Source organism: Pseudomonas sp. NBRC 111124 (assembly GCF_001320245.1).
Taxonomy (GTDB): domain Bacteria; phylum Pseudomonadota; class Gammaproteobacteria; order Pseudomonadales; family Pseudomonadaceae; genus Aquipseudomonas.
On sequence record NZ_BCBA01000057.1, the window covers coordinates 78,310 to 102,870 of the forward strand.

The following is a 24,561-nucleotide window of genomic DNA, read 5'->3' on the forward strand; positions in this document are numbered from 1 at the left end:
TCAAATTTTTTTGTTCTGTGTCATATACTCGGCCTGCCACTTGCAGGATATTTCGGCAAGCGGCGTCGACATAGGGAGGACACCCTGTGTCTACAAGGCGATCTTCACAATAAAAATCCGGAGTAGTTCAGATGTCGTCTCGTGAGACTGGGAATGTTAAGTGGTTCAACGATGCCAAAGGTTATGGCTTCATTCAGCGCGAAGGTGGTGCGGATGTGTTCGTCCACTATCGGGCGATCCGCGGTGAGGGGCATCGTACCCTGGTCGAAGGGCAGCGGGTGGAATACGCCTGCGTGCAGGGCCAGAAAGGCCTGCAAGCCGAGGACGTAGTCGGGCTCTGAGCCTCTGGCTGTAGGAGCGGGCTTGCCCCGCGAACACTGGCGCAGCCGGTGCCATAGAGTACGGTGGCGCATGGCACCGGCTTAGCCGGTGTTCCCGGGACAAGCCCGCTCCTACCGAGAAAACCATGTCGTCAGGTACGCCAGGTGATTTCCTCTTCACCGTCGGCGCTGATGCGGATCCAGCGATCGGCATCTTCTTCACCGTCTTCCTCGACCCAGCCACCCGGCGCACAACGCACCTCGACGTTCAGCGCGGCGAACGCGTCGCGGGCGCAGGCGACGTCATCGATCCATGGGGTCTGGTCGCTTTCCAAGTACAGGCTGTTCCATTTCCCTACAGCTTTGGGTAACCAGGTGACCGGAATGTTACCGGCCTGGCACTTGAAGGTCTGGCCTTTCTGCGTCCATTCGCTGCACGGGCCAACTGCCTGGCTGAGCCACTCGGCAATCTGCTTGTGATCGACGTCGGTGTCCTTCAGGTAAATCTCGATATCGGGTTGGCGCATAAGGGCTCCGGGTGTGCTCAGTGCTGGCGCACGAAATAGTCATAACGCATGGAAACCGTAACCTCGAACGGCTCGGGCTGATCGATCACCCGGGCACGCTTCTCGGCGCTGGCGCGCCAGCCGTGCGGGGTCATCGCCAGCAGGTCGGCGCGGGCCTTGGGTTCGGCCAGGATCAGGCGAAACTCGAGGATCTCGCCATGGGCGTGGGCCATGCCCTCGGGCACCAAGGCCAGGTGCTTGTCGTCGGCGTAGGGGCGCACTTCATCGTAGAGCACTTCGCGCAGCTCCATCAGGTGGCCGCTGGTCGGGCCCACGCGCATCAGGCCGCCACCGGGGCTGAGCAGACGCTTGGCCTCATCCCAGTCCAGCGGGCTGAACACGCTGGCGAGGAACTGGCAGCTGGCGTCGGCCAGCGGCACGCGGGCCATGCTGGCGACCATCCAGGTCACCTCGGGCGCACGACGGCAAGCGCGCTTGACCGCTTCGCGAGAGATGTCCAGGGCGTAGCCATCGGCTTCAGGCAGAGCCTGGGCCAATTGCGCGGTGTAGTAGCCTTCGCCACAGCCTATGTCGAGCCAGGCGCCAGGCTGGCGCTCGGCGGCGAGTTCGGCCAGGCGGCGGGCCACCGGGGCGTAGTGGCCGCCGTCGAGAAAGTCGCGGCGGGCTTCGACCATGGCCTGGTTGTCACCCGGGTCGCGGCTGTTCTTGTGCTGCACCGGCAGCAAGTTCAGGTAACCCTGGCGGGCCCGGTCGAAGCGGTGGCCGGCCGGGCACACCACACCGTTGTCGAGCTGGCTCAGGGGTGCCTGGCAGAGTGGGCAGGCGAGCATCAGGCGAGCAACCGGACCAGGGTCTGGTAGTAGATCTCGGTCAGCAGGTCGAGGTCGCTGGCCAGGATCCGCTCGTCGACCTGGTGGATGGTAGCGTTGACCGGGCCGAGCTCGACCACCTGGGTGCCCATGGTGGCGATGAAGCGGCCATCGGAGGTGCCGCCACTGGTCGACGGCTGGGTGTCGCGGCCGGTGACGCCCTTGATGCTGGCTGCCACCGCATCGAGCAGCTCGCCCGGTTCGGTGAGGAACGGCAGGCCCGACAGTGCCCAGTCGACCGTCCAATCCAGCTCGTGCTTGTCGAGGATCGCCGAAACCCGCGCCTGCAGGCCCTCGACGGTCGACTCGGTGGAGAAGCGGAAGTTGAACAGCGCGGTCAGCTCGCCCGGGACCACGTTGGTGGCGCCGGTGCCGGAATTGAGGTTGGAGATCTGGAAACTGGTCGGCGGGAAGAACGCGTTGCCTTCGTCCCAGTGTTCGGCAGCCAGCTCCGCCAGGGCCGGGGCGGCCAGGTGGATCGGGTTGCGTGCCAGGTGCGGATAAGCCACGTGGCCTTGTTTGCCGCGTACGGTCAGCTTGGCGCCGAGCGAGCCACGGCGGCCGTTCTTGACCACGTCTCCGAGCAGGGTGGTGCTCGACGGTTCGCCGACGATGCACCAGTCCAGGCGCTCGTTGCGTGCCTTCAGGCGTTCGATCACGGCCTTGGTGCCGTGGTGGGCCGGGCCTTCCTCGTCGCTGGTGATCAGGAAAGCGACCTTGCCGCGGTGGTTCGGGTAGTCGTGCACGAAGCGCTCACTGGCGATCACCATCGAGGCCAGGCTGCCTTTCATGTCGGCGGCGCCGCGGCCGCAGAGCATGCCGTCGGCGTCGATCAGCGCTTCGAACGGCTCGTGCTGCCATTGCTGCACCGGGCCGGTGGGGACCACGTCGGTGTGGCCGGCGAAGCACAGCACCGGACCGTCCTGGGTACCGTGAGTGGCCCAGAAATTGTCGACGTCTTCAATGCGCATCGGCTCCAGCTGGAAGCCCACGGCGCCCAGTCGGTTCATCATCTGCGCCTGGCAGTCGGCATCGACGGGGGTGACCGAGGGGCGACGGATCAGGTCGCAGGCCAGTTGAAGGGTAGGCGAGAGCTCGGCTGGGGCCGTCATGGGGAACTCCGGGGCAAGGCAAGGCGGGGAAATCTGAGGGGCGTTATCTTATATCAAACCGTCAGGCCAATGGGGCCGCTTTGCGGCCCTTTCGCGACACAAGGCCGCTCCTACAGGGGATCGCGTAATTCTGTAGGAGCGGCCTTGTGTCGCGAAAGGGGCGCAAAGCGCCCCCAGCATTCTCAAGCCTGCTGCGGTTCGACAGCCTTTTCCGTGGGCTTGGGCAACGACGACAGAAACGCCATCACCAGTGCAGCCACATACGGCAGCGACTGCACCAGCAACATCGCCACCCAGAAGCGCATGTCCGAACTCGGCAGCCCCTGCACCAGGAAGATGCCCAGTGCCGCGCCCCACAGCATCAACATGATGAACAGCTCTTCCCGCGCTTCGGAGATCGCCACCAGCAGCCCGTGGCTGTCAGCATTCTTGGGCGTGCGGAAGAACGGCATGCTGCTAGTGAAGAACCCGTACAGTACCGCCTTGGCGATGGTGTGCGACAGCGCCAGTCCGGCCAGTGCCGCGGCAAAGGCATCCTTGAGATTGACCCCCACCGCGCGGCGGTAGAGGAAGATGATCTTGCCGACCTTGAAGAAGAACAACGCCAGAGGCGGGATGGCGAAGATCATCAGCGGCGGGTCGACCCGGTGCGGCACGATGATCATCGCGGCCGACCACAGCAGTGCGCCGACGGTAAAGAAGATGTTCATGCCATCGGCGACCCACGGCAGCCAGCCGGCCAGGAAGTGGTAGCGCTGGCCACGGGTCAGCTCGCTGCCCTTGCCGCGCAGCAGCGCGCTGGCGTGGTGCTTGATGATCTGAATGGCGCCATAGGCCCAGCGGAAGCGCTGTTTCTTGAAGTCGATGAAGGTGTCGGGCATCAGGCCCTTGCCATAGCTGTTGTGCGCATAGGCGGCCGACAGCCCTTTCTCGAACACCCGCAGGCCCAGCTCGGCATCCTCGCAGATGCACCACTCGGCCCAGCCCAGTTCTTCCAGCACGCTGCGCCGGGTCATGGTCATGGTGCCGTGCTGGATGATCGCATCACGGTCGTTGCGGGTGACCATGCCGATGTGGAAGAAACCCTTGTATTCGCTGTAGCAGAGCTTCTTGAAGGCGCTTTCGTGCTGGTCGCGATAATCCTGTGGCGACTGCACCACGGCGATCTTCGGGTCGGCGAAATGCGGCACCATGTGCTTGAGCCAGTTGCGGTCGACGCAGTAGTCCGAGTCGATCACCGCAATCACTTCGGCGTCCTTGGCGGTGTGCGGGATCAGGTAGTTCAGTGCGCCGCCCTTGAAACCGGCCAGGGGCGCGACGTGGAAGAACTTGAAGCGCTCGCCGAGCTTCTCGCAGTGGGCCTTGAGCGGTTCCCACACGGCCGGGTCCTTGGTGTTGTTGTCGATCACCAGCACTTCGTAGTCCGGGTAATCCAGTGCGGCGAGGGCGTCGAGGGTCTGTTTGACCATCTCCGGTGGCTCGTTGTAGCACGGCACATGCACCGACACCTTGGGCCGGTAGGCGCTGTCGCCCTGCACCGGCAGGAATTCACGGCGGCGTTTGTGAATCCACACGGCCTCGGCCAGCTCGTGGGCCTCGGTCATCAGCACGATGAACACGCCCAGCGCACCGAGCGCCAGCAGCACGCCGACGGTCAGGCTGAACCAGGTACTGTATTGCTGGCTGTAGTCATAGGCGATCCACACCAGCACCGACCCACACAGGAAGGTGATGAAGGTGAGGAAGGTGCGGCCCCGCTGGCGCAAGGCCGAACCATCGATCAGCAGCACGGCCAGGGCGATCATGGCCAGCACCACCGAAGCGACCGCCAGCGCCCGCCACTGCGGGATCGCCACCACCGGCCCCTCGAAGTTGAACTTCTGCTGGCGCTCGGCGTTGTACACGCCCCAGTAGGCACCCACCGAACCTTCGTCGTTGGCCTTCCACGGCTGGTCGTAGGCCTCGATGACGAAGTAGTTGTAGCCACGGCGGTTGAGGGTGTTGACCAAGGTGCGCAGGTAGATGGCCTGGTCCGCCTGGGTGGCGTCGGCACCACCGCGCATACGGCCGTTGCTCGGCCAGCCGACTTCCGACAGCAGCAGCGGCTTGTGCGAGAACTGGTGGCGCAACTCGCGGGCGCGATCGAGGACGAACTGCACCGAGTCTTTCATCGGCACGAATTCCCAGTACGGCAGGATGTGCGCGGCGATCAGGTCGACGTGCTTGGCCAGTTCCGGGTGTTCCTTCCAGATGTGCCACTGCTCACTGGTGGTGACCGGCACCTTGACGGCGGCACGCACGCGATCCAGGTACTGGATCAGCGCTTCGGGCGTGACTTCTTCGCGGAACAGCGCTTCGTTACCGACCACTACCCGCACCACACTGCGTGAATGGTTGGCCAGCTCGATGCCTTTTTCGATCTCGCGTTCGTTGCGCTCAAGGTCCTTGCTGATCCAGATGCCCAAGGTGACCCGCAGGCCGAATTCTTCGGCCAACCGCGGGATTTCGGCCTGGGTGCCCTCGACGGTGTAGATACGAATGTTGTCGGTGAGCTTGTTCATCTGCTCCAGATCCTGGCGCATCTCGTCATCGCTGGGGTATTGGCCCTTTTGCGGGCTTTCACCGAGGCGGAACGGCGAGTACGAAAAGCCGGAGATCTGCTCCGGCCAGGCAGGTGCGGAGACTGGGCGATTGATCAGCGCCCAGAACCCGGTGAACAGCGCGGCGATGGCCAAGACCACCACCAGATTGAGGCCGAATTTGCGAGATGACATTGTGGTTCGTTTCTGTCTGGGTGGTAGGACATTAAAGCAGTAATGGTAGGGTGTTTCCTAACGATGGAGGTGAAAGCTGGCATTGGCCTATAATGCGCGCCGCTTTTTCGGGTACGCGCTTTCGGGGTAGGAACATGAGCACAGAAGATCCACGCTTTGCCGGCGTTGCCCGGCTTTACGGCGACGAAGGCCTGCAGCGCCTGAGCAATGCTCATGTGGCAGTCGTCGGCATCGGCGGGGTCGGCTCGTGGGCGGCCGAAGCCCTGGCACGCAGTGGCGTGGGCGAAATCACCCTGTTCGATCTGGACGACGTTTGCGTCAGCAACACCAACCGCCAGGCCCATGCCTTGGAAGGCCAGGTGGGGCGGCCCAAGGTCGAAGTAATGGCCGAGCGTCTGCGGGCGATCAATCCGGCGATCACCGTGCACGCGGTGGCGGATTTCGTCACCCGCGAGACCATGGCCGAGTACATCACCGAGCAGATGGATGCAGTGATCGACTGCATCGACAGCGTGATGGCCAAGGCCGCGCTGATCGCCTGGTGCCGGCGCCGCAAGATCGCCATCGTCACCACCGGTGGTGCGGGCGGGCAGATCGACCCGACGCAGATCCAGGTCGGCGACCTCAACAAGACCTTCAACGACCCGCTGGCCTCGCGGGTGCGTTCGACGTTGCGCCGGGACTACAATTTCTCGCGCAATACCAGCCGCAACTATGGCGTGCCCTGCGTGTTTTCCAGCGAGCAGCTGCGTTATCCCAAGGGCGACGGCAGCGTCTGCCTGCAGAAGAGCTTCGTTGGTGAGGGCGTGCGCCTGGACTGCGCCGGGGGCTTTGGCGCGGTGATGATGGTGACCGCGACCTTTGGCATGGTCGCGGCGAGCAAGGCGATCGAGAAGTTGGTGGCCGGGGCGCGGCGGCCCTCGGAGCGGGTCAAGCCTGAATAGATTGCGTCTGCTTCTTCGCGGGCACGCCCGCTCCCACAGGTAAAGCGTAGCCCTTGGGCCTGGCGCTATTCCTGTGGGAGCGGGCAAGCCCGCGAAGCAGGCGCCGCCGACTCAGCAGGTGGACGCCAACGCCGCCATCCGCATCAGCACCGCATGCAGCCCATTGCTGCGCGATGGCGAAAGTTGCCGTTCCAGCCCCAGCTGAGTGAACCACTCACGCAGATCCAGCCCGGCGAGCTCCACACTGTCCAACCCCTGAACCCGCACCAGCAGCAGCGCCAGCAGTCCACGCAACAAACGTGCATCGCTACCCGCCTTGAACCGCCACTGGCCGTCGACCTGCTCGGCCAGCAGCCACACCAGGCTTTCGCAGCCGTGCACGCGGTTGGCTTCGGTCTTTTCAGCGTCATCCAGTGGCTCCAGGCGGTCGCCCCACTGCATCAGCAGGCGCGCGCGCTGTTCCCAGCCCTTGACCTGTTCAAACGCTTCCAGCGCCTGGCGTGCGTGCTCCGGCAGCGTCATCGCAACAGCTCCAGGCCCTGGTCGAGCGCGTCGAAGAAGCGCTGCAGATCGTCACTGTCGTTATACAGCCCCAGCGATACGCGAATCGCGCCCTCCAGTCCCAGCCCCTTGAGCAGCGGCATGGCGCAGTGATGCCCGGCGCGCACGGCAATGCCTTGCTCGGTCAGCATGTGGGCGATATCGGCGTTGTGTACGCCTTCGATGACGAAACTGGCCAGTGCCGTCTGGGGCGTGCCGAGCACGCGCACGCCATCGCGGTCGGCCAGGCCGCGCAGCAGGTGCTGGTGCAGGCTGGCTTCGTGAGCCTCGACGGCATGGCTGTCGAGGCTGGCCAGGTAATCCAGGGTGGCGCCCAGCCCGATCACCCCGGCGATCGGCGGGGTGCCGGCTTCGAAGCCCAGAGGAGCAGGGCGGAAGCTGGCGCTCTGGTAGTCGGCCAGTTGTACCATTTCTCCGCCGAACTGCCAGTGGCGCAATAGCTCCAGTGCCTGAGTACGGCCGTACAGCACGCCGACACCTTCCGGCCCATACAGCTTGTGGCTTGAAAACACGTAGAAGTCGCAGCCCAATTGCTGCACATCATGGCGGCCATGCACCACGCCCTGAGCGCCATCGATTACGGTCAACGCACCTTGCGCACGAGCATGGGCCAGCAGCGCAGGCAGGGGTTGCCAGGTGCCGAGCACGTTGGACAGCTGGCTGACGGCGAGTACGCGGGTGCGCGGGCCGATCAGCTGCAGCGCCTGTTCCAGATCGATGCGGCCATGCTCGTCAAGTGGCAGTACTACAAGGCGCAGGCCGCGTCGGCGAGCCAGTTGTTGCCAGGGCAGCAAGTTGGCGTGGTGCTCCAAGGCACTGATGGCCATTTCGTCGCCCGTCTCGAAGCGGTGTTCCAGGCCATAGGCCAGCAGGTTCAGCGCCGAGGTCGCACCGTGGGTGAAGACGATCTGCCGTGAGTCTGCGGCATTGAGCCAGGCGGCCACCTTGTCGCGGCTGGTCTCGAATGCCTGGGTCGCCAGCGCGCCGGGCAGGTGCTGGGCACGGTGCACATTGGCGGCGCCGTGGCCGTAATAATGGCTCAGGGCATCGAGCAACGCCTGGGGCTTCTGGGTGGTGGCGGCGCTGTCCAGGTAGGTCTGGTGCTGCCGTTGCAGGGCGGCGATGGCGGGGAAATCGGCGCGCCAGGGGGAGGGCTGGAACATGTTCGCGGGGCCTGGAATGAAAATCGGGTCTGGCGCATGCACGCCAGACCCGATCTTAACACTTCAAACCGCCAAGGGTTCTCAGTTGTGGGCGTGCAGCGCCTCGTTCAGCTCGATGGCCGACTTGTGGGTCTTGCACTCCACGGCGCCGTTCAGCGAGTTGCGGCGGAACAGCAGGTCGGTCTGGCCGGCCAGGTCGCGGGCCTTGACCACTTTCACCAGTTCGTTGTTTTCGTCGAGCAGGTTCACCTTGGTGCCAGCGGTGATGTACAGGCCGGCTTCGACGGTGTTGCGGTCGCCCAGCGGGATGCCGATACCGGCGTTGGCGCCGATCAGGCAGCCTTCGCCGACCTTGATGACGATGTTGCCGCCACCGGACAGGGTGCCCATGGTCGAACAGCCGCCGCCCAGGTCCGAGCCCTTGCCAACGAACACGCCAGCGGAAACGCGGCCTTCGATCATGCCCGGGCCTTCGGTGCCAGCGTTAAAGTTGACGAAGCCTTCGTGCATGATGGTGGTGCCTTCGCCGATGTAGGCGCCCAGGCGCACACGGGCGGTGTCGGCGATGCGCACGCCGGCCGGGACCACGTAGTCGGTCATCTTCGGGAACTTGTCCACCGAAAACACTTCCAGCAGCTCGCCCTTCAGGCGCGCTTCCAGTTGCAGTTCGGCCAATTCGCTCAGGTCGACGGCACCTTGATTGGTCCAGGCCACGTTCGGCAGCAGCGGGAAGATGCCAGCCAGGCTCAGGCCGTGCGGCTTGACCAGGCGGTGCGACAGCAGATGCAGCTTGAGGTAGGCCTCTGGGGTCGAGGCCAGCGCGGCGTCTTCGGCCAGCAAGGTGGCGACCAGCGGCTTGTGGCTCTCGGCCAGGCGGGTCAGCAGGGCAGCCTGGGCGGCGTCGACGCTTTTCAGGGCTTCGGCCAGCTGGGCGGCTTGGCCGTTGCTGAAGGCGATGGCCTGGTTGCCACCTTCGTAGCCGAGGATTGGCGCTACTGCGGCAACCAGCTCGGCGCTCGGGTTGAGCAGGGGTTGTGCGTAGAACACTTCCAGCCAGGTGCCCTGGCGGTTCTGGGAGCCGACACCGAAGGCCAGGCTGAACAGGGTATTGGACATGTGATTACCTCGTGCGAAATAGGGTAGGGGCTCAGGCCAGCGCGGCGGCGTACAGGTCGGGCTTGAAGCCGACCAAGGTGCGACCGCCAAGGTCGAGCACCGGGCGCTTGATCATCGACGGCTGGGCGTGCATCAGTTCAACGGCCTTGGCCTGGTCGAGGTCGGCCTTGCTGGCGTCGTCGAGCTTGCGGAAGGTGGTGCCGGCACGGTTGAGGATGACTTCCCAGCCGTGTTCGTCGCACCAGCGGTTGAGGCTGTCGCGGTCGATGCCTTGGGCTTTGTAGTCATGGAATTCGTAGGCGATGGCTTTGTCTTCGAGCCAGGTACGCGCCTTTTTCATGGTGTCGCAGGCTTTGATGCCGTAGAGCGTATAGGTCATTGTGTGCATTGAGGCCACAGGCTGCCTCAATTTCTCCATTTCCGATTTCAGTCGCGGGATTATGCGGGAACGATTCTTTGAGCGCCACGGGGTGTGCATGCCTTGAGGTTTGTGTTGCCTGTGATACCGAGCGCCGCCCGCGCGGCGCTCGATCTCATAAACACTGCAAGACTAAAGGCATGCGCCCAGACCCAAGTATCATCATGTTACATATTCATCCGCCACCTGCGACTATCGTGCAGCGGCCTCATTTCACGATACCCCGCTAACATATTGTTTCAATGGCGATCTCTCGCCCTCGCTGTCGTTTTTGGTTCACAAAGGAAGCCTTCACGGATGCAGTCCGCCTACACCGTCCTCATCCTGCTGACGCTGGTAAGCGTGTCGAAACTGGTCGGGCGCATGATCCCGCTGCCGCTACCGCTGGTGCAGATCGCCGCCGGCGCGTTGCTGGCCTGGCCGACCCTGGGCCTGCATGTGGCCCTGGACCCCGAATTGTTCCTGTTCCTGTTCCTGCCGCCACTGCTGTTCGCCGACGGCTGGCGGATTCCCAAGCGCGAACTGTGGCGCATCCGCGGCCCGGTGGTGGCGCTGGCCGTGGGTCTGGTGCTGTTCACCGTGGTCGGCGCCGGCTACTTCATCCACTGGCTGATGCCGAGCATCCCGCTGCCGGTGGCCTTCGCCCTGGCCGCCGTGCTGTCGCCCACCGACGCCGTGGCGGTGTCGGCGATTACTCAGGATCGCCTGCCGACTCCGTTGATGCACATGTTGCAGGGCGAGGCGTTGATGAACGACGCCACGGGCCTGGTGACCTTCAAGTTTGCCCTGGCCGCAGCCATCACCGGGGCGTTCTCGCTGGCAGATGCCAGCTTCAGCTTTGTACTGGTCGCCCTCGGCGGCTTGGCGGTGGGCGTGGCCCTGAGCTGGCTGATCGGTCGCCTGCGTGCCTGGATGATCGCCCGTGGCTGGGATGACCCGGCCACCCACGTGGTCTTCATGCTGCTGTTGCCATTTGCCGCTTATGTGCTGGCCGAGCGCCTGGGCGTGTCGGGCATCCTCTCGGCGGTGGCAGCCGGCATGATGCAGAGTTGGCTCGACCTGTTGCCGCGCCAGACCAGCACACGCCTGCTCAACCGCAGCGTCTGGTCGCTGCTGGAGTTCGCCTTCAACGGCCTGATCTTCCTGCTGTTGGGCCTGCAGTTGCCGGACATCATCAAGGCCGTGGTCAGCCACGAGGCCACTGTCTGGCCGACCCTGGCCTGGCGTTGCCTGGATGTGCTGGCGATCTTCGCTGCGTTGATCCTGCTGCGTTTCGTCTGGGTGCAGAGCATCTGGCGTGCGATTGGCGTGGTGCGGCGCTGGCGCGGCAAGCCGGCGTTGGTCCTGATGCCGACCATGCGCTCCTGCTGGCTGCTGACCCTGGGCGGTGTGCGCGGGGCGGTGACCTTGGCCGGTGTGATGTCGGTGCCGCTGCTGCTGGGCGCGGGCCAGGCATTTCCAGAGCGTGACCTGCTGATTTTCATTGCTGCCGGGGTGATTCTGCTGTCGCTGATCAGTGCCTGTATTGCGTTGCCGCTGCTGCTTCGCGGGATCACCAAGAGCCCGGACGAACGGTTGCACCAGGAAGTGCAGGAAGCCTGGCGGCGCACCGCCGAGGCGGCGATCCATGCCTTGGAGGCTGAAGAAGTGATCGACGCCAGCGCCCCTCAGGATGCGGCTCAGGCGACCTTGGCCACGGAGCTCAAGGCGCGGCTGATGGCCGAGTATCGGGATGAACTGGACAGTTACAACGATACGGCCGAGGCACGGGCACTGGCCGAGCAGATGGACTTGTTGGAGCGGCGTTTGCGTTTGCGGGCGCTGCGGGCGCAGCGGTTGGAGCTGTATAACCTGCATCGCCAGCATCTGGTGGGCGATGAGGTGGTCAGGCAGGTGTTGGGTGAGCTGGATCTGAGTGAAGCCAACCTGGGGCAGGTGAAATAAGTCGGCTCTGTGGGAGCGGGTTTACCCGCGAACACCGGCGAAGCCGGTGCCATGCACCGTGTCGCCTGATTCGCGGGTGAACCCGCTCCCACAGGTCCCTGCCAAATCAGCGGTTCTGCAGGAAAGCCCGAATCCGCTCGGCCGCCTCGATGCATTCGGTCAGCGGGGCAACCAGCGCCATGCGCACCCGGCCAGCACCCGGGTTCACACCGTCGACTTCACGCGAAAGATACGACCCCGGCACCACGGTCACGTGCTGAGCCTCGAACAGGTCGCGGGTAAACGCGGCATCATCACCTGGCACCTTGGCCCACAGGTAGAAGCTGCCATCCGGGCGCTGCACGTCCATCACTGGCTGCAGGATGTCGAGCACGGCATCGTACTTGGCACGGTACTGGTCACGATTCTCACGCACATGCGCCTCGTCCTTCCAGGCAGCGATGCTGGCCAGCTGGGTTTGCACCGGCATGGCACAGCCGTGGTAGGTGCGGTACAGCAGGAACGGCTTGATGATCGACGCGTCACCGGCGACGAAGCCCGAACGCAGGCCCGGCAGGTTGGAGCGCTTGGACAGGCTGTGGAACACCACGCAGCGCGCAAAATCGTTGCGGCCGAGTTCGGCGCAGGCGCTCAGCAGGCCCGGTGGCGGCGCGTCTTCATCGAAGTACAACTCGCTGTAGCACTCGTCGGCGGCGATCACGAAGTCGTGCTCGTCGGCCAGGGCGATCAGCTTCTTCAGGGTGTCCATCGGCACCAGGGCGCCGGTGGGGTTGCCCGGCGAGCACAGGAAGAGGATTTGGCAGCGCTTCCACACCTCGGCCGGTACCGCATCGAAGTCCGGATTGAAACCGTTGCTTTCCAGGCAGGGCAGGTAGTGCGGGGTGGCACCGGCCAGCAGGGCTGCGCCTTCGTAGATCTGGTAGAACGGGTTGGGGCTGACCACCAGGCCGTCGTCGGCGCGGTTGACCACGGCCTGGGTGAAGGCGAACAGCGCCTCACGGGTGCCATTGACCGGCAGGATGTGGCGGTCTGCGTCCAGCCAGCCGGCCGGCACGCCGAAGCGGCGCTCGCACCACTGGCCGATGGCCTGGCGCAGGGCCGGCAGGCCGAGGGTGCTCGGGTACACTGCCAGCTTGTCGAGGTTGTCGGCCATGGCTTGGGCGACGAACGCCGGCGATTCGTGCTTCGGCTCACCGATTGACAGGGCGATGGCGCGTTTGTCCGCCGCCGGCTTCACGGTGCCCAGCAGGGCGCGCAGTTTCTCGAACGGGTAGGGCTGAAGCTGGGTCAAGGCATGGTTCATCGGCGCAAGGTCTCGTCAATCGTCTAATCGTTAAAAAGTCACGCGGTTCGGGCTGGCATCACTGGCCTGGCCGGCCTGCAGCTGCTGCACGATGGCTTCCTGCAGGCGGCTGCACAGCTGCGGGTCGGACAGCGGCTGGTTGTCGGCATCGGTGATGAAGAACACGTCCTCCACCCGCTCGCCGAGGGTGGCGATCTTGGCGTTCTGCAGCGACAGGTCGAATTCCAGGAAGATCCGCCCGAGCCGGGCCAGCAGGCCGGGGCGGTCCGGTGCGGTGATTTCGAGGATGGTCACCGCACGCTGGGCATCGTTGAGGATGGTGACCTGCGGCGGGAAGTTGAAGTGCTTGAGCTGGCGCGGCACCCGGCGCTGGATGATGGTCGGGTAATCCTCGGGGTTGCGCAGCGCTTCGGTCAGGCCGTCGCGGATCTGCTTGACCCGCTGCGGGTTGTCGCCGATCGAGCCGCCGTCGTTGTCGAGCACGATGTAGGTGTCGAGGGTGAACTGGCTGCTGGAGGTGATGATCCGCGCATCGTGGATGTTCAGGTTCAGCTGCGACATGGCAGCCACGGTCACGGCGAAGAAGTCGTGCTGGTCGGGCGCATAGATGAAGATCTGCGTGCCGCCCTCGAATTCGCGCTGGGTGGTTTCCTTGATCAGCACCAGCGGCCCGCCGTCGGCCGGTTGCTGGAGGATGGCATCGCTGTGCCAGGCCACGTCGGCGGCGTTGTGCTTGAGGAAGTAGTCATCGCCCAGCTGCGACCACAGCTGCTCGACGTCGTCCGGGTCGGTGCCTTCGCGCACGAGGATGTCCAGCGCGGCCGACTGGGTCTGGCGGATCTGCTCCTCGCGGTCCAGCGGGTTTTCCAGGCCGCGGCGCAGGGCACGCTTGGTCTCGCTGTAGAGCTGGCGCAGCAGGCTGGCGCGCCAGGAGTTCCACAGGCTGGGGTTGGTGGCGTTGATATCGGCCACGGTCAGCACGTAGAGGTAGTCCAGGCGCGTCTCGTCGCCCACATGCAGGGCAAAATCGTTGATCACCTGCGGGTCGGAGAGGTCCTTGCGCTGAGCGGTGGTCGACATCACCAGGTGGTTCTGCACCAGCCAGACGATCAGCCGGCTGTCCCAGGCCGGCAACTGGTGGCGTTCGCAGAACTTCTGCGCATCCACCGCACCGATTTCGGAGTGATCGCCTTGGCGGCCCTTGCCGATGTCGTGGTACAGGCCGGCCAGGTAGATCAGCTCGGGCTTGGGCAGGCGGCCCATGAGCTTGCTGGCCAGCGGGAATTTCTCGGACACCGGCGTGTACTGAAGCTTGCGCAGGTGCTTGATGAGGTTGAGGGTGTGCGCATCGACCGTGTAGATGTGGAACAGGTCGTGCTGCATCTGCCCGACGATCAGGCCGAATTCCGGCAGGTAGCGGCCGAGGATGCCGTAGCGGTTCATCCGCCGCAGGTTGCGGTGGATGCCGATCTCGCACTTGAACAGCTCGATGAACAGGCTGGTGTTGCGGATATCGTTGCGGAAGGTGTCGTCGATCAGGTGCCGGTGTTCGCGCAGCAGGCGCACGGTGTCGGCGCGCACGCCTTTGATCTCCGGGTGCTGGGCCATCAGCACGAAGATCTCCAGCATGGCGAACGGGGTGCGCTTGAAGACGTTCGGCTTGACCGCTTCGATATAGCCATCGTGCAGGCGGAAGCGCGGGTTCAACGGCTGGGTAGTGCCGCTGTCTTCATCAGCGAGGATGACTTCTTCGAAGTGCTGGATGATCAGGTCGCACAACTGGCTGATGCTCATCACCACCCGGTAGTACTGCTGCATGAACTGTTCGATGGCGCGCTTGGGGTTGTCGTCACTGTAGCCGAGCAGCGCAGCGATGCTGCGCTGGTGGTCGAACAGCAGGCGGTCCTCGGCGCGGCCGGCGAGCATGTGCAGGGCATAGCGCACTTTCCACAGAAAGTCCTGGGACGAGGCCAGCAGCTCGTTCTCGCTTTCCAGCAGGAAGCCTTCGCCGGCCAAGGCATGCAGGTTGAGCGTGCCGTACTGGCGGCGGGCCACCCAGAGCACCGTCTGAATGTCGCGCAGACCACCGGGCGAGCCCTTGACGTTGGGCTCGAGGTTGTACTCGGTGTCGTTGTACTTGTGGTGGCGGGCCTTGAGTTCGGCGCGCTTGGCCAGGAAGAACTCTTTGCTCGGCCACAGGTGCTCGGTACCGGTGGCGTCGAGCATGCGCTGGCGCAGGTCTTCCGGGCCAGCGATGGTGCGGCTTTCCATCAGGTTGGTGATCACCGTCAGGTCGGCACGGGCCTGCTCGACGCATTCGTCGATGCTGCGCACGCTCTGGCCCACTTCCAGGCCGATGTCCCAGAGCAGGGTAAGAAAGCGCTCGATGGCATCGCGGTACTGTTCATGCTCGGCGGCACCCAGCAGGATCAGCAGGTCGATGTCCGAGTGCGGGTGCAACTCACCGCGGCCATAGCCGCCAACGGCCACCAGGGCGATGCCGCTCGGGTCGCCCCAGTCGAACTGGTTCCAGGCCTGTTGCAGGATGTTGTCGACGAGCCAGGCGCGGGCTTCGATCAGCGGGCGGATTTCGCAGCCTGTGCGAAAACGCTTGTCGAGCACCTCGCCGGCCTGGCGGATGGCTTTCTTGAAGGCGGGGATGGGGCTCGCCTTGAGGGCCAGTTCCGCCTGGAACTGGCCACGGTCGAACAGCTCGGGATCCACCTGGGGCATCGCGTCGCGTTCCTGTCGTTAGGTTGCCTTGGGTGCAATCAGGCCGAGGTGCGCGGGATGGTGTCGTCCTTGCGCAGGGTGAAAATCTCGTAGCCGGTGGCCGTCACCACCAGGGTATGCTCCCACTGGGCCGAGAGCTTGCGGTCCTTGGTGATGGCGGTCCAGCCGTCGCCCAGCACCTTGGTGTCGGCCTTGCCCTGGTTGATCATCGGCTCGATGGTGAAGGTCATGCCTTCCTTGAGCTCCATGCCAGTGCCGGCGCGGCCGTAGTGGAGGATCTGCGGCTCTTCATGAAACACCTTGCCGATGCCATGGCCACAGAACTCGCGCACAACCGAGAAGCCGTTCTTTTCGGCGTGCTTCTGGATCACTTCACCGATGTCGCCCAGGCGGCAGCCCGGCTTGACCAGTTCGATAGCCTTGTACATGCACTCCTGGGTGACCTTGGACAAGCGCTCGGCCCAGACCGGTACGGTACCGACGTGGAACATGCGGCTGGTGTCACCGTGGTAGCCGTCCTTGATCACGGTGACGTCGATGTTGAGCGTGTCGCCGTCCTTGAGTGGCTTGTCGTTGGGGATGCCGTGGCAGACCACATGGTTAATCGAGGTGCAGATCGACTTCGGGTAGCCCTTGTAGTTGAGGGGCGCCGGGATGGCCTGCTGGACGTTGACGATGTAGTCGTGGCACAGGCGGTCGAGCTCCTCGGTGGTGACACCGGGCTTGACGTGTTCTTCGATCATTTCCAGCACCTCGGCGGCCAGGCGGCCGGCGATGCGCATCTTCTCGATGTCTTCTGCAGTCTTGATGGTGACAGTCATTACAGGCTCTCTACGGCGCCGCAGGCGGCGCGAACAAACGGGAAAGGCCGGATTCTAGCAGAGCAGGGCGGCATTCTGTCGGGATAAAGGCGGCCATGCTGCGGTCTATGGAAGGCATTCTGGCCTGTTTGCCTGGGTGCTGCAAAAACTGCTGACGGACGCGACCTGATCCGGGTTCCGTTCGCTCGCGGTCTGTGGTATAAAATGCGCCGCTTTCGGGGACGACCCTGGAAGCTTAAACCCACACACGTGTCGACACGATGGCCTGGGTGCCCCGAGTTCATGAATTCGCGGGTTGGTCATTGGGATGCGTGGAGGCCCAACCCGACTTATCAAGGAACTATCATGTCCCAAGTCAACATGCGCGATATGCTGAAGGCCGGTGTGCACTTCGGCCACCAGACCCGTTACTGGAACCCGAAAATGGGCAAGTACATTTTCGGCGCGCGTAACAAGATCCACATCATCAACCTGGAAAAAACCCTGCCAATGTTCAACGAAGCTCTGGCTTTCGTAGAGCGCCTGGCTCAGGGCAAGAACAAGATCATGTTCGTCGGCACCAAGCGTTCCGCCGGCAAGATCGTCGCCGAGCAAGCTGCTCGCGCGGGTTCGCCGTACGTTGATCACCGTTGGTTGGGCGGCATGCTGACCAACTACAAAACCATCCGTGCTTCGATCAAGCGTCTGCGCGACCTGGAAACCCAGGCCGAAGATGGCACCTTCGCCAAGCTGACCAAGAAAGAAGCCCTGATGCGTTCGCGCGATCTGGAAAAGCTGGACCGCAGCCTGGGTGGTATCAAGGACATGGGCGGCCTGCCTGATGCCCTGTTCGTGATCGACGTTGACCACGAGCGCATTGCTATCACCGAAGCCAACAAGCTGGGCATCCCGGTTATCGGCGTTGTCGATACCAACAGCAGCCCAGAAGGCGTTGACTACGTCATCCCAGGTAACGACGACGCCATCCGCGCCATCGAGCTGTACATGACTTCGATGGCTGACGCCATCATCCGCGGCCGCAACAACGTTGCCGGCGGCACCGAAGTCTACGCTGAAGAAGCGGCTGCACCTGCTGCTGAGTAATAGGCGCTAGCGTCTACTTGGCACGCAAAAAGGGGGCTCTGCCCCCTTTTTGCCACCTTGAAATCCTGCTGTCAGCAACGGCCCTGCATGATGGGCGAGCTGATATAAAGGCAGCGATTTGCAGAATTTAACGCCCGTGACGAGCGGGTGGAATGGTTGAAAAACTTTCCAAGAGGATTTTGAAATGGCAGCAATTACTGCGGCGCTGGTCAAAGAACTGCGCGAGCGTACCGGCGAAGGCATGATGGATTGCAAAAAGGCCCTGGAAAAGGCCGGCGGCGACATCGAGAAAGCCATTGACGACATGCGTGCCTCGGGCGCCATCAAGGCCGCCAAAAAGGCTGGCAACGTCGCTGCTGAAGGCGCTATCGCCGTCAAGACCGACGGCAAAGCCGCCGTCCTGCTGGAAGTGAACTCGCAGACCGACTTCCTGGCTCTGCAAGACGACTTCAAGAACTTCGTGGCCGAAAGCCTGGAAGAAGCCTTCGCCCAGAAGCTGACCGACGCTGCTCCGCTGATCGCCTCGCGCGAATCCGCTCGTGAAGCCCTGGTCGCCAAGTGCGGCGAAAACGTCAACATCCGTCGCCTGGTGCGCGTTGAAGGTGACGTTGTCGGCGCCTACCTGCACGGCAACAAGATCGGTGCTGTCGTTGTCCTGAAAGGCGGCGACGTCGAGCTGGCCAAGAACATCGCCATGCACGTTGCCGCTTCGAACCCGGAGTTCCTGGATTCGTCGGAAATCTCCGCCGAGGCCATCGAGCGCGAGAAGGGCGTCTTCCTGCAGCTGAACGCTGACAAGATCGCCGGCAAGCCGGAAAATATCGTTGAGAACATGATCAACGGTCGTATCACCAAGTTCAAAGCCGAAGCCTCGCTGAAAGAGCAAGCCTTCGTCATGAACCCAGAAGTCAAAGTTGGCGAGCTGGCCAAGAAAGCCGGCGCTGAAATCGTTTCCTTCACCTACTTCAAGGTTGGCGAAGGCATCGAGAAGCCAGTCGACGACTTCGCTGCTGAAGTTGCCGCTCAGGTAGCTGCTGCCAAGCAGTAAGACAGCCCCGTCTGTCGCCCCAAAGAGGCTGCCCGCTCACGCGCGCAGCCTCTTTGTCAAAACGGCAAAGGGTTTATAAAGCCCGGCGCCGCTGGCACCAAAACGGTGCCACGCTACAGTTAGCAAGCCGAAAACGGCTCGCACGAATTTTCTAAAAGTACGCCGCAGGAGAGACTCGCAATGGCTCAGCAGGTGAGTGGTCGCCAACCTCGCTATAAACGCATTTTGCTCAAACTTAGCGGCGAGGCCCTGATGGGCTCGGAAGACTTCGGGATCGACCCGAAGGTGCTGGACCGCATGGCCCTTGAAGTTGGCCAGCTGGTAGGGATCGGCGTTCAGGTAGGCCTGGTGATCGGTGGTGGTAACCTGTTCCGCGGCGCAGCGCTCAGCGCGGCCGGCATGGACCGCGTCACCGGCGACCACATGGGCATGCTGGCCACCGTGATGAACGGCCTGGCCATGCGCGATGCGCTTGAGCGTTCGAACATCCCGGCCCTGGTCATGTCCGCCATTTCCATGGTGGGCGTCACCGATCATTACGATCGTCGCAAAGCTATTCGCCACCTCAACTCCGGGGATGTGGTAATTTTCTCCGCCGGTACCGGCAACCCGTTCTTCACCACCGACTCCGCCGCCTGCCTGCGCGGCATCGAAATCGATGCCGACGTGGTATTGAAGGCGACCAAGGTCGATGGTGTGTACACTGCCGATCCATTCAAGGATCCGCACGCCGAGAAGTTCGATCACCTGACCTATGACGAGGTCCTGGATCGCAAGCTGGGCGTGATGGACCTGACCGCAATTTGCCTGTGCCGTGACCACAAGATGCCGTTGCGGGTATTCAACATGAACAAGCCTGGCGCCCTGCTGAACATCGTGGTCGGTGGCGGTGAAGGTACTTTGATCGAGGAAGTCCAAGCATGATCAACGACATCAAGAAAGACGCGCAGGAGCGCATGACCAAGTCCCTCGAGGCCCTGGGCCGCAACCTGGCGGCAATCCGCACGGGTCGCGCTCACCCAAGCATCCTCGATACCGTCAAGGTCACTGCCTGGGGCAGCGAGATGCCGCTGAACCAGGTGGCTGCGATCACCGTCGAAGATGCTCGCACCCTGAAGATCGTCGCTCACGACAAGAACCTCAGCGCGGCCATCGAGAAGGCCATCCTGACCTCCGACTTGGGCCTGAACCCGTCCAGCGCCGGTACCACCATCCGTGTACCGATGCCGGCCCTGACCGAGGAAACCCGCAAGGGCTACACCAAGCAGGCCAGCGGCGTTGCCGAAGACGCCAAGGTAGCCGTGCGCAACGTGCGCCGTGATGCCTTGGGTGACCTGAAAAAGCTGACCAAGGACAAGGAAATCAGCGAAGACGAAGAGCGTCGCGCCGCTGATGAAATCCAGAAGCTGACCGACAAGTTCATTGCTGAAGTCGATGCTGCTTACAAAGCCAAGGAAAAGGACCTGATGGCCGTTTAAGGCCGAGGTTTTTTAATGGAAAAGTCCAAGTTGGCGGCACCCTCCTCGGTGCCGCGTCATGTCGCGATTATCATGGATGGCAACAACCGCTGGGCGAAGAAGCGCTTGTTGCCCGGCGTTGCCGGGCACAAGGCTGGTGTCGATGCGGTACGCGCAGTCATCGAGGTGTGTGCCGAATCCGGGGTCGAGGTGCTGACCCTGTTCGCGTTCTCCAGTGAAAACTGGCAGCGTCCGGCCGAAGAGGTCGGTGCGTTGATGGAGCTGTTCTTCTCGGCCTTGCGCCGTGAGGCTCGGCGCCTTAACGAGAACAACATCAGCCTGCGCATCATCGGCGACCGTTCGCGTTTCCACCCCGAGCTGCAGGCCGCCATGCGCGAAGCCGAAGCGCTGACTGCGGGCAGCAATCGCTTCATCCTGCAGATCGCCGCCAACTATGGCGGGCAGTGGGATATCGCACAGGCTGCCCAGCGCTTGGCGCGTGAGGTCCAGGCCGGCCATCTGCGTCCGGACGATATCACCCCGGGCCTGCTGCAGACCTGCCTGGCCACAGGCGACCTGCCATTGCCCGACCTGTGCATCCGCACTGGTGGCGAGCATCGCATCAGCAATTTCCTGCTGTGGCAGCTGGCCTATGCCGAACTGTACTTCTCCGACCTCTACTGGCCGGATTTCAAACACGAGGCCATGCGCAAAGCCCTGGCCGATTTCGCTTCGCGCCAGCGCCGCTTCGGTAAGACCAGCGAGCAGGTCGAGGCTGGAGCTCGTGCTTAATGCTTAAACAACGCATCATTACTGCGCTGATCCTGTTGCCGGTCGCGCTGGGCGGTTTCTTCCTGCTCAACGGTGGGGACTTCGCCCTGTTCATCGGCTTCGTGGTGACCCTCGGTGCCTGGGAATGGGCGCGTCTGGCCGGGCTCATGGCCCAGCCACTGCGCATCGCCTATGCCGCCGTGGTCGCTGGAGCGCTGATGCTGCTCCACCTCATGCCGGACCTGGCGCCCTGGGTGCTCGGGGCTTCGGTCATCTGGTGGGGGTTGGCCACCTGGCTGGTGCTGACCTATCCACGCAGCAGCGAGCTTTGGGCCAGTGCGGCCTGCAAACTGTTGATCGGCCTGCTGATCCTGTTGCCAGCCTGGCAAGGGTTGATCCTGCTCAAGCACTGGCAGCTGGGTAACTGGCTTATCCTGTCGGTCATGGTGCTGGTCTGGGCAGCCGATATCGGCGCCTATTTCTCAGGCCGTGCCTTCGGCAAGCGCAAGCTGGCCCCACAGGTAAGCCCGGGCAAGAGCTGGGAAGGCGTGTACGGCGGCCTGGCAGTCAGCTTGGTGATCACCCTGGTGGTCGGCATCAGCCGTGACTGGGGCTTCGGTCAGCTTCTGCTGGGGCTGCTGGGAGCTGCGCTGGTGGTCATGTCGTCGGTGATTGGCGACCTGACCGAAAGCATGTTCAAGCGCCGCGCCGGCATCAAGGACAGCAGTAACCTGCTGCCTGGCCATGGTGGCGTGCTTGACCGCATCGACAGTCTTACGGCGGCGATCCCGATCTTTGCCGTGCTGCTGTGGGCTGCCGAATGGGGTGTGATGTGAGCAGCGTGCAGCGTATTACCGTCCTGGGGGCTACCGGCTCGATCGGCCTCAGCACCCTCGATGTGATTGCACGGCACCCCGAGCGTTATCAGGTTTTTGCGCTGAGCGGCTATTCGCGCATCGACGAACTGCTGGCCCTTTGCGTCAAGCACCGTCCGGTGTACGCGGTGGTGCCCAATGCCGAGGCCGCCGAGCGCTTGCGTGATGGCCTGGTGGGTGCCAGCTGCGCTACTCAGGTGCTGGAAGGGGAGGCTGGCCTCTGTGAAGTGGCAGCGGCCCCTGAAGTGGACGCAGTGATGGCGGCAATCGTCGGTGCCGCCGGGCTGCGCCCGACCCTGGCAGCGGTCGAGGCGGGCAAGAAGGTCTTGCTGGCCAACAAGGAAGCGCTGGTGATGTCCGGCGCGCTGTTTATGAACGCTGTGCGCCGCAGTGGCGCTGTGCTGCTGCCGATCGACAGCGAGCACAATGCGATTTTCCAGTGCCTGCCGGGTGATTATGCCCGTGGTCTGAGCCAGGTCGGCGTGCGCCGCATCCTGCTGACTGCCTCGGGCGGGCCGTTTCGCGAGACGCCCCAGGAGGCCCTGGTCGACGTCACGCCGGAGCAGGCCTGTGCCCACCCCAACTGGTCCATGGGCCGGAAGATTTCGGTGGACTCGGCCAGCATGATGAACAAGGGCCTGGAGCTGATCGAGGCCTGCTGGCTGTTCGACGCGGCGCCGGCCAAGGTCGAAGTGGTGGTGCATCCGCAAAGCGTGATCCATTCGCTGGTCGACTATATCGATGGTTCGGTGTTGGCCCAACTGGGCAATCCGGACATGCGCACCCCGATCGCCAACGCCCTGGCCTGGCCGGAGCGTATCGATTCCGGGGTTGCCCCGCTGGACCTGTTCGCCATCGCTCGCCTGGACTTCCAGGCACCCGACGAACAACGCTTCCCCTGCCTGCGCCTTGCGCGCCAGGCGGCCGAGGCCGGCAATAGCGCGCCTGCGGTGCTCAATGCGGCCAACGAGGTCGCGGTCGAGGCATTTCTCCAGCGGCGTATCCGCTTCCCGGAGATCGCAGGTATGATCGAACAGGTGCTAGATCAGGAACCAGTGGTGCCGCTGCCGTCGCTGGAGGCGGTGTTCGCTGCCGACCAGCGTGCTCGCGAGCTGGCGCGCGAGTGGCTGAGGCGTCACGGCCGTTGAGGCTGGTCGTCATGCCAGGGTTCTGCTGAACGTCATTCGGAGATAGATATGACTGCGCTCTACATGATTGTCGGCACCCTGGTGGCCCTGGGTGTATTGGTCACGTTCCACGAATTCGGCCACTTCTGGGTTGCTCGGCGCTGCGGGGTCAAGGTGCTGCGCTTTTCGGTCGGCTTCGGCATGCCGCTGCTGCGCTGGCATGACCGTCAGGGTACCGAGTTCGTGGTGGCGGCAATCCCTCTGGGTGGCTACGTCAAGATGCTCGACGAGCGTGAAGGCGATGTGCCTGCGGCGCTCGCCCATCAGTCGTTCAATCGCAAGTCGGTGCGTCAGCGCATCGCCATCGTGGCCGCAGGGCCCATTGCCAACTTTTTGCTGGCCATCGTCTTCTTCTGGCTGTTGGCCATGCTCGGCACCCAGCAGATTCGCCCGGTCATCGGCGCTGTCGAGGCGGGGAGCCCGGCCGCGTCAGCAGGCCTGGCCGCCGGTCAGGAAATTGTATCTATTGATGGCAAGGCGACCAGTGGTTGGTCGGCTGTCAACCTCCAGCTGGTTCGACGCCTGGGCGAAAGCGGGACGCTACAGGTGGGTGTGCGCGACGAAGGTGCCACTGCCGAGCGCCAGTTGCAGGTGAAACTCGACCATTGGCTCAAGGGTGCCGACGAACCGGACCCTATCCAGTCACTGGGCCTGCGCCCATGGCGGCCTGCAGTGTCGCCGGTACTGGCCGAGATCGATCCGAAAGGCCCGGCCGCTGCCGCTGGTCTGAAGGCTGGCGACAAGTTGCTTGCACTTGACGGCGCCGCGCTGAGTGATTGGCAGCAGGTGGTGGACAGCGTGCGCGCCCGCCCGGATGCCCAGGTGGTGCTGCGGGTCGGGCGCGATGGTGCGGCCCTGGAGGTACCGGTAACACTGGCCCGCAAAGGTGAGGGCAAGGCTGTCGGGGGCTATCTCGGGGCGGGTGTGAAGGGCGCCGAATGGCCACCCAGCATGCTCCGCGAAGTCAGCTATGGCCCGCTGGATGCCGTGGGCGAGGGCCTCTCGCGGACCTGGAACATGAGTGTCCTGACCCTCGAGTCGCTGAAGAAAATGCTGTTCGGGGAGCTCTCGGTAAAAAACTTGAGCGGACCGATAACCATTGCTAAAGTGGCGGGCGCTTCAGCCCAGTCCGGCGTGGGGGATTTCCTGAATTTCCTGGCCTACCTGAGCATAAGCCTGGGGGTTCTTAACCTGCTGCCCATTCCAGTACTGGATGGGGGGCATTTGCTGTTTTACCTGGTCGAGTGGGCGCGCGGTCGTCCGCTGTCAGAACGGGTGCAAGGTTGGGGGGTCCAGATCGGTATCAGTTTGGTCGTAGGGGTGATGTTGCTCGCCCTGATCAACGATCTGGGTCGACTATAAAAGCTTCGCTCAATTGCGAACCTGCCGTCTCTATGCGGCAGGTTGTTTATTGCCAGTTGGAATAAAAGGACTTCATGAAACGTCTGCTGCTAACTGCGGTCATGTCCGCACTGATGATCGCTGAAGTTCACGCCGAGTCCTTCACCATCTCCGATATTCGTGTCAACGGCCTA

At 63.4% G+C, this 24,561-nt stretch carries 22 protein-coding genes and 1 pseudogene; 12 read left to right on the forward strand and 11 right to left on the reverse strand.

What is annotated here, in order from left to right; translation table 11 throughout:
* Positions 1-131: 131 nt before the first annotated feature.
* On the forward strand, positions 132-341 hold the full coding sequence (locus APH28_RS21955; protein WP_003252255.1) for a cold-shock protein: 210 nt from the start codon (positions 132-134) through the stop codon (positions 339-341).
* Between the two features lie 131 nt (positions 342-472).
* Here the strand turns inward: APH28_RS21955 and APH28_RS21960 are convergent, their stop codons facing one another.
* The 4 genes from APH28_RS21960 to APH28_RS21975 all read right to left on the reverse strand — a co-directional run bounded on the left by APH28_RS21960 (position 473) and on the right by APH28_RS21975 (position 5,602).
* Positions 473-847 carry a hypothetical protein gene (locus APH28_RS21960; protein ID WP_060512625.1) on the reverse strand — a complete coding sequence of 125 codons (375 nt, stop codon included), beginning with the start codon at positions 845-847 and terminating at the stop codon, positions 473-475.
* 17 nt (positions 848-864) lie between these two features.
* On the reverse strand, positions 865-1,677 hold the full coding sequence (locus APH28_RS21965) for a putative RNA methyltransferase (protein ID WP_060512626.1): 813 nt from the start codon (positions 1,675-1,677) through the stop codon (positions 865-867).
* A complete protein-coding gene (gene dapE, locus APH28_RS21970) occupies positions 1,677-2,828 on the reverse strand; it encodes a succinyl-diaminopimelate desuccinylase (RefSeq protein WP_060512627.1) in 1,152 nt (383 codons plus the stop codon). Before dapE ends, APH28_RS21965 begins: the two co-directional genes overlap by 1 nt.
* Positions 2,829-3,010: 182 nt before the next feature.
* The gene (locus APH28_RS21975; RefSeq protein ID WP_060512628.1) at positions 3,011-5,602 is read right to left on the reverse strand and encodes a glycosyltransferase; all 2,592 of its coding nucleotides are present in this window, start codon (positions 5,600-5,602) and stop codon (positions 3,011-3,013) included.
* Between the two features lie 134 nt (positions 5,603-5,736).
* On the opposite strand from APH28_RS21975, the gene tcdA reads away from it, so the two are divergent.
* Positions 5,737-6,546: a tRNA cyclic N6-threonylcarbamoyladenosine(37) synthase TcdA gene (gene tcdA, locus APH28_RS21980; protein ID WP_060512629.1), complete on the forward strand. Its 810-nt coding sequence runs from the start codon at positions 5,737-5,739 to the stop codon at positions 6,544-6,546.
* 111 nt (positions 6,547-6,657) lie between these two features.
* On the opposite strand, the gene APH28_RS21985 is transcribed toward tcdA, so the two are convergent.
* From APH28_RS21985 to APH28_RS22000, 4 genes are all read right to left on the reverse strand, one after another.
* Positions 6,658-7,068, reverse strand: coding sequence for a SufE family protein (locus APH28_RS21985; protein WP_060512630.1), 411 nt, complete (start codon positions 7,066-7,068; stop codon positions 6,658-6,660).
* Positions 7,065-8,270: a cysteine desulfurase gene (locus tag APH28_RS21990; RefSeq protein ID WP_060512631.1), complete on the reverse strand. Its 1,206-nt coding sequence runs from the start codon at positions 8,268-8,270 to the stop codon at positions 7,065-7,067. Before APH28_RS21990 ends, APH28_RS21985 begins: the two co-directional genes overlap by 4 nt.
* Before the next feature lie 81 nt (positions 8,271-8,351).
* Positions 8,352-9,386, reverse strand: a complete 1,035-nt coding sequence (gene dapD, locus APH28_RS21995; RefSeq protein ID WP_060512632.1) for a 2,3,4,5-tetrahydropyridine-2,6-dicarboxylate N-succinyltransferase — start codon at positions 9,384-9,386, stop codon at positions 8,352-8,354.
* Between the two features lie 31 nt (positions 9,387-9,417).
* Positions 9,418-9,765: an ArsC family reductase gene (locus APH28_RS22000; protein ID WP_060512633.1), complete on the reverse strand. Its 348-nt coding sequence runs from the start codon at positions 9,763-9,765 to the stop codon at positions 9,418-9,420.
* 336 nt (positions 9,766-10,101) lie between these two features.
* Between APH28_RS22000 and APH28_RS22005 the strand changes: the two genes are divergently transcribed.
* Positions 10,102-11,748: a Na+/H+ antiporter gene (locus APH28_RS22005; RefSeq protein WP_060512634.1), complete on the forward strand. Its 1,647-nt coding sequence runs from the start codon at positions 10,102-10,104 to the stop codon at positions 11,746-11,748.
* A gap of 106 nt (positions 11,749-11,854) precedes the next feature.
* Here APH28_RS22005 and dapC read toward each other — a convergent pair whose 3' ends face one another.
* The 3 genes from dapC to map are packed head-to-tail and all read right to left on the reverse strand — an operon-like array spanning position 11,855 to position 16,605.
* A complete protein-coding gene (gene dapC, locus APH28_RS22010; protein WP_060512635.1) occupies positions 11,855-13,051 on the reverse strand; it encodes a succinyldiaminopimelate transaminase in 1,197 nt (398 codons plus the stop codon).
* A gap of 30 nt (positions 13,052-13,081) precedes the next feature.
* Positions 13,082-15,784, reverse strand: a complete 2,703-nt coding sequence (locus APH28_RS22015; RefSeq protein ID WP_060512636.1) for a [protein-PII] uridylyltransferase — start codon at positions 15,782-15,784, stop codon at positions 13,082-13,084.
* A 38-nt stretch (positions 15,785-15,822) separates the two neighbouring features.
* Positions 15,823-16,605, reverse strand: a complete 783-nt coding sequence (gene map, locus APH28_RS22020) for a type I methionyl aminopeptidase (protein WP_004375406.1) — start codon at positions 16,603-16,605, stop codon at positions 15,823-15,825.
* Positions 16,606-16,950: 345 nt separating this feature from the next.
* Here map and rpsB point away from each other — a divergent pair, with 345 nt between their 5' ends.
* From rpsB to APH28_RS29570, 9 genes and pseudogenes are all read left to right on the forward strand, one after another.
* Positions 16,951-17,688, forward strand: a complete 738-nt coding sequence (rpsB, locus tag APH28_RS22025; RefSeq protein ID WP_060512637.1) for a 30S ribosomal protein S2 — start codon at positions 16,951-16,953, stop codon at positions 17,686-17,688.
* A gap of 184 nt (positions 17,689-17,872) precedes the next feature.
* On the forward strand, positions 17,873-18,736 hold the full coding sequence (gene tsf / locus APH28_RS22030; RefSeq protein ID WP_060512638.1) for a translation elongation factor Ts: 864 nt from the start codon (positions 17,873-17,875) through the stop codon (positions 18,734-18,736).
* A gap of 180 nt (positions 18,737-18,916) precedes the next feature.
* The gene (gene pyrH / locus APH28_RS22035; protein WP_060512639.1) at positions 18,917-19,660 is read left to right on the forward strand and encodes a UMP kinase; all 744 of its coding nucleotides are present in this window, start codon (positions 18,917-18,919) and stop codon (positions 19,658-19,660) included.
* Positions 19,657-20,214, forward strand: coding sequence for a ribosome recycling factor (frr, locus tag APH28_RS22040; RefSeq protein ID WP_060512640.1), 558 nt, complete (start codon positions 19,657-19,659; stop codon positions 20,212-20,214). Before pyrH ends, frr begins: the two co-directional genes overlap by 4 nt.
* Before the next feature lie 15 nt (positions 20,215-20,229).
* Positions 20,230-20,985: a polyprenyl diphosphate synthase gene (uppS, locus tag APH28_RS22045; RefSeq protein ID WP_060512641.1), complete on the forward strand. Its 756-nt coding sequence runs from the start codon at positions 20,230-20,232 to the stop codon at positions 20,983-20,985.
* Positions 20,985-21,800: a phosphatidate cytidylyltransferase gene (locus APH28_RS22050; protein WP_060512642.1), complete on the forward strand. Its 816-nt coding sequence runs from the start codon at positions 20,985-20,987 to the stop codon at positions 21,798-21,800. The genes uppS and APH28_RS22050 overlap by 1 nt, the downstream gene beginning before the upstream one ends.
* Positions 21,797-22,987 carry a 1-deoxy-D-xylulose-5-phosphate reductoisomerase gene (ispC, locus tag APH28_RS22055; protein WP_060512643.1) on the forward strand — a complete coding sequence of 397 codons (1,191 nt, stop codon included), beginning with the start codon at positions 21,797-21,799 and terminating at the stop codon, positions 22,985-22,987. The genes APH28_RS22050 and ispC overlap by 4 nt, the downstream gene beginning before the upstream one ends.
* Before the next feature lie 48 nt (positions 22,988-23,035).
* Positions 23,036-24,388 carry an RIP metalloprotease RseP gene (gene rseP / locus APH28_RS22060; protein ID WP_060512644.1) on the forward strand — a complete coding sequence of 451 codons (1,353 nt, stop codon included), beginning with the start codon at positions 23,036-23,038 and terminating at the stop codon, positions 24,386-24,388.
* 74 nt (positions 24,389-24,462) lie between these two features.
* Positions 24,463-24,561 (forward strand): annotated as a pseudogene (locus APH28_RS29570) (outer membrane assembly protein); the annotation flags it as partial.

What these genes read in the sequence shown, in the direction of transcription:
- APH28_RS21990 (WP_060512631.1), bottom strand. Translation starts at nt 8,270, where the DNA reads ATGTTCCAGCCCTCCCCCTGGCGCGCCGATTTCCCCGCCATCGCCGCC.
- APH28_RS22015 (WP_060512636.1), bottom strand. Translation starts at nt 15,784, where the DNA reads ATGCCCCAGGTGGATCCCGAGCTGTTCGACCGTGGCCAGTTCCAGGCG.
- APH28_RS21975 (WP_060512628.1), bottom strand. Translation starts at nt 5,602, where the DNA reads ATGTCATCTCGCAAATTCGGCCTCAATCTGGTGGTGGTCTTGGCCATC.
- rpsB (WP_060512637.1), top strand. Translation starts at nt 16,951, where the DNA reads ATGTCCCAAGTCAACATGCGCGATATGCTGAAGGCCGGTGTGCACTTC.
- APH28_RS22005 (WP_060512634.1), top strand. Translation starts at nt 10,102, where the DNA reads ATGCAGTCCGCCTACACCGTCCTCATCCTGCTGACGCTGGTAAGCGTG.
- dapD (WP_060512632.1), bottom strand. Translation starts at nt 9,386, where the DNA reads ATGTCCAATACCCTGTTCAGCCTGGCCTTCGGTGTCGGCTCCCAGAAC.
- rseP (WP_060512644.1), top strand. Translation starts at nt 23,036, where the DNA reads ATGACTGCGCTCTACATGATTGTCGGCACCCTGGTGGCCCTGGGTGTA.
- pyrH (WP_060512639.1), top strand. Translation starts at nt 18,917, where the DNA reads ATGGCTCAGCAGGTGAGTGGTCGCCAACCTCGCTATAAACGCATTTTG.
- uppS (WP_060512641.1), top strand. Translation starts at nt 20,230, where the DNA reads ATGGAAAAGTCCAAGTTGGCGGCACCCTCCTCGGTGCCGCGTCATGTC.
- dapE (WP_060512627.1), bottom strand. Translation starts at nt 2,828, where the DNA reads ATGACGGCCCCAGCCGAGCTCTCGCCTACCCTTCAACTGGCCTGCGAC.
- APH28_RS21955 (WP_003252255.1), top strand. Translation starts at nt 132, where the DNA reads ATGTCGTCTCGTGAGACTGGGAATGTTAAGTGGTTCAACGATGCCAAA.
- dapC (WP_060512635.1), bottom strand. Translation starts at nt 13,051, where the DNA reads ATGAACCATGCCTTGACCCAGCTTCAGCCCTACCCGTTCGAGAAACTG.
- map (WP_004375406.1), bottom strand. Translation starts at nt 16,605, where the DNA reads ATGACTGTCACCATCAAGACTGCAGAAGACATCGAGAAGATGCGCATC.
- APH28_RS21965 (WP_060512626.1), bottom strand. Translation starts at nt 1,677, where the DNA reads ATGCTCGCCTGCCCACTCTGCCAGGCACCCCTGAGCCAGCTCGACAAC.
- tcdA (WP_060512629.1), top strand. Translation starts at nt 5,737, where the DNA reads ATGAGCACAGAAGATCCACGCTTTGCCGGCGTTGCCCGGCTTTACGGC.
- APH28_RS21985 (WP_060512630.1), bottom strand. Translation starts at nt 7,068, where the DNA reads ATGACGCTGCCGGAGCACGCACGCCAGGCGCTGGAAGCGTTTGAACAG.
- APH28_RS21960 (WP_060512625.1), bottom strand. Translation starts at nt 847, where the DNA reads ATGCGCCAACCCGATATCGAGATTTACCTGAAGGACACCGACGTCGAT.
- frr (WP_060512640.1), top strand. Translation starts at nt 19,657, where the DNA reads ATGATCAACGACATCAAGAAAGACGCGCAGGAGCGCATGACCAAGTCC.
- APH28_RS22000 (WP_060512633.1), bottom strand. Translation starts at nt 9,765, where the DNA reads ATGACCTATACGCTCTACGGCATCAAAGCCTGCGACACCATGAAAAAG.
- tsf (WP_060512638.1), top strand. Translation starts at nt 17,873, where the DNA reads ATGGCAGCAATTACTGCGGCGCTGGTCAAAGAACTGCGCGAGCGTACC.
- APH28_RS22050 (WP_060512642.1), top strand. Translation starts at nt 20,985, where the DNA reads ATGCTTAAACAACGCATCATTACTGCGCTGATCCTGTTGCCGGTCGCG.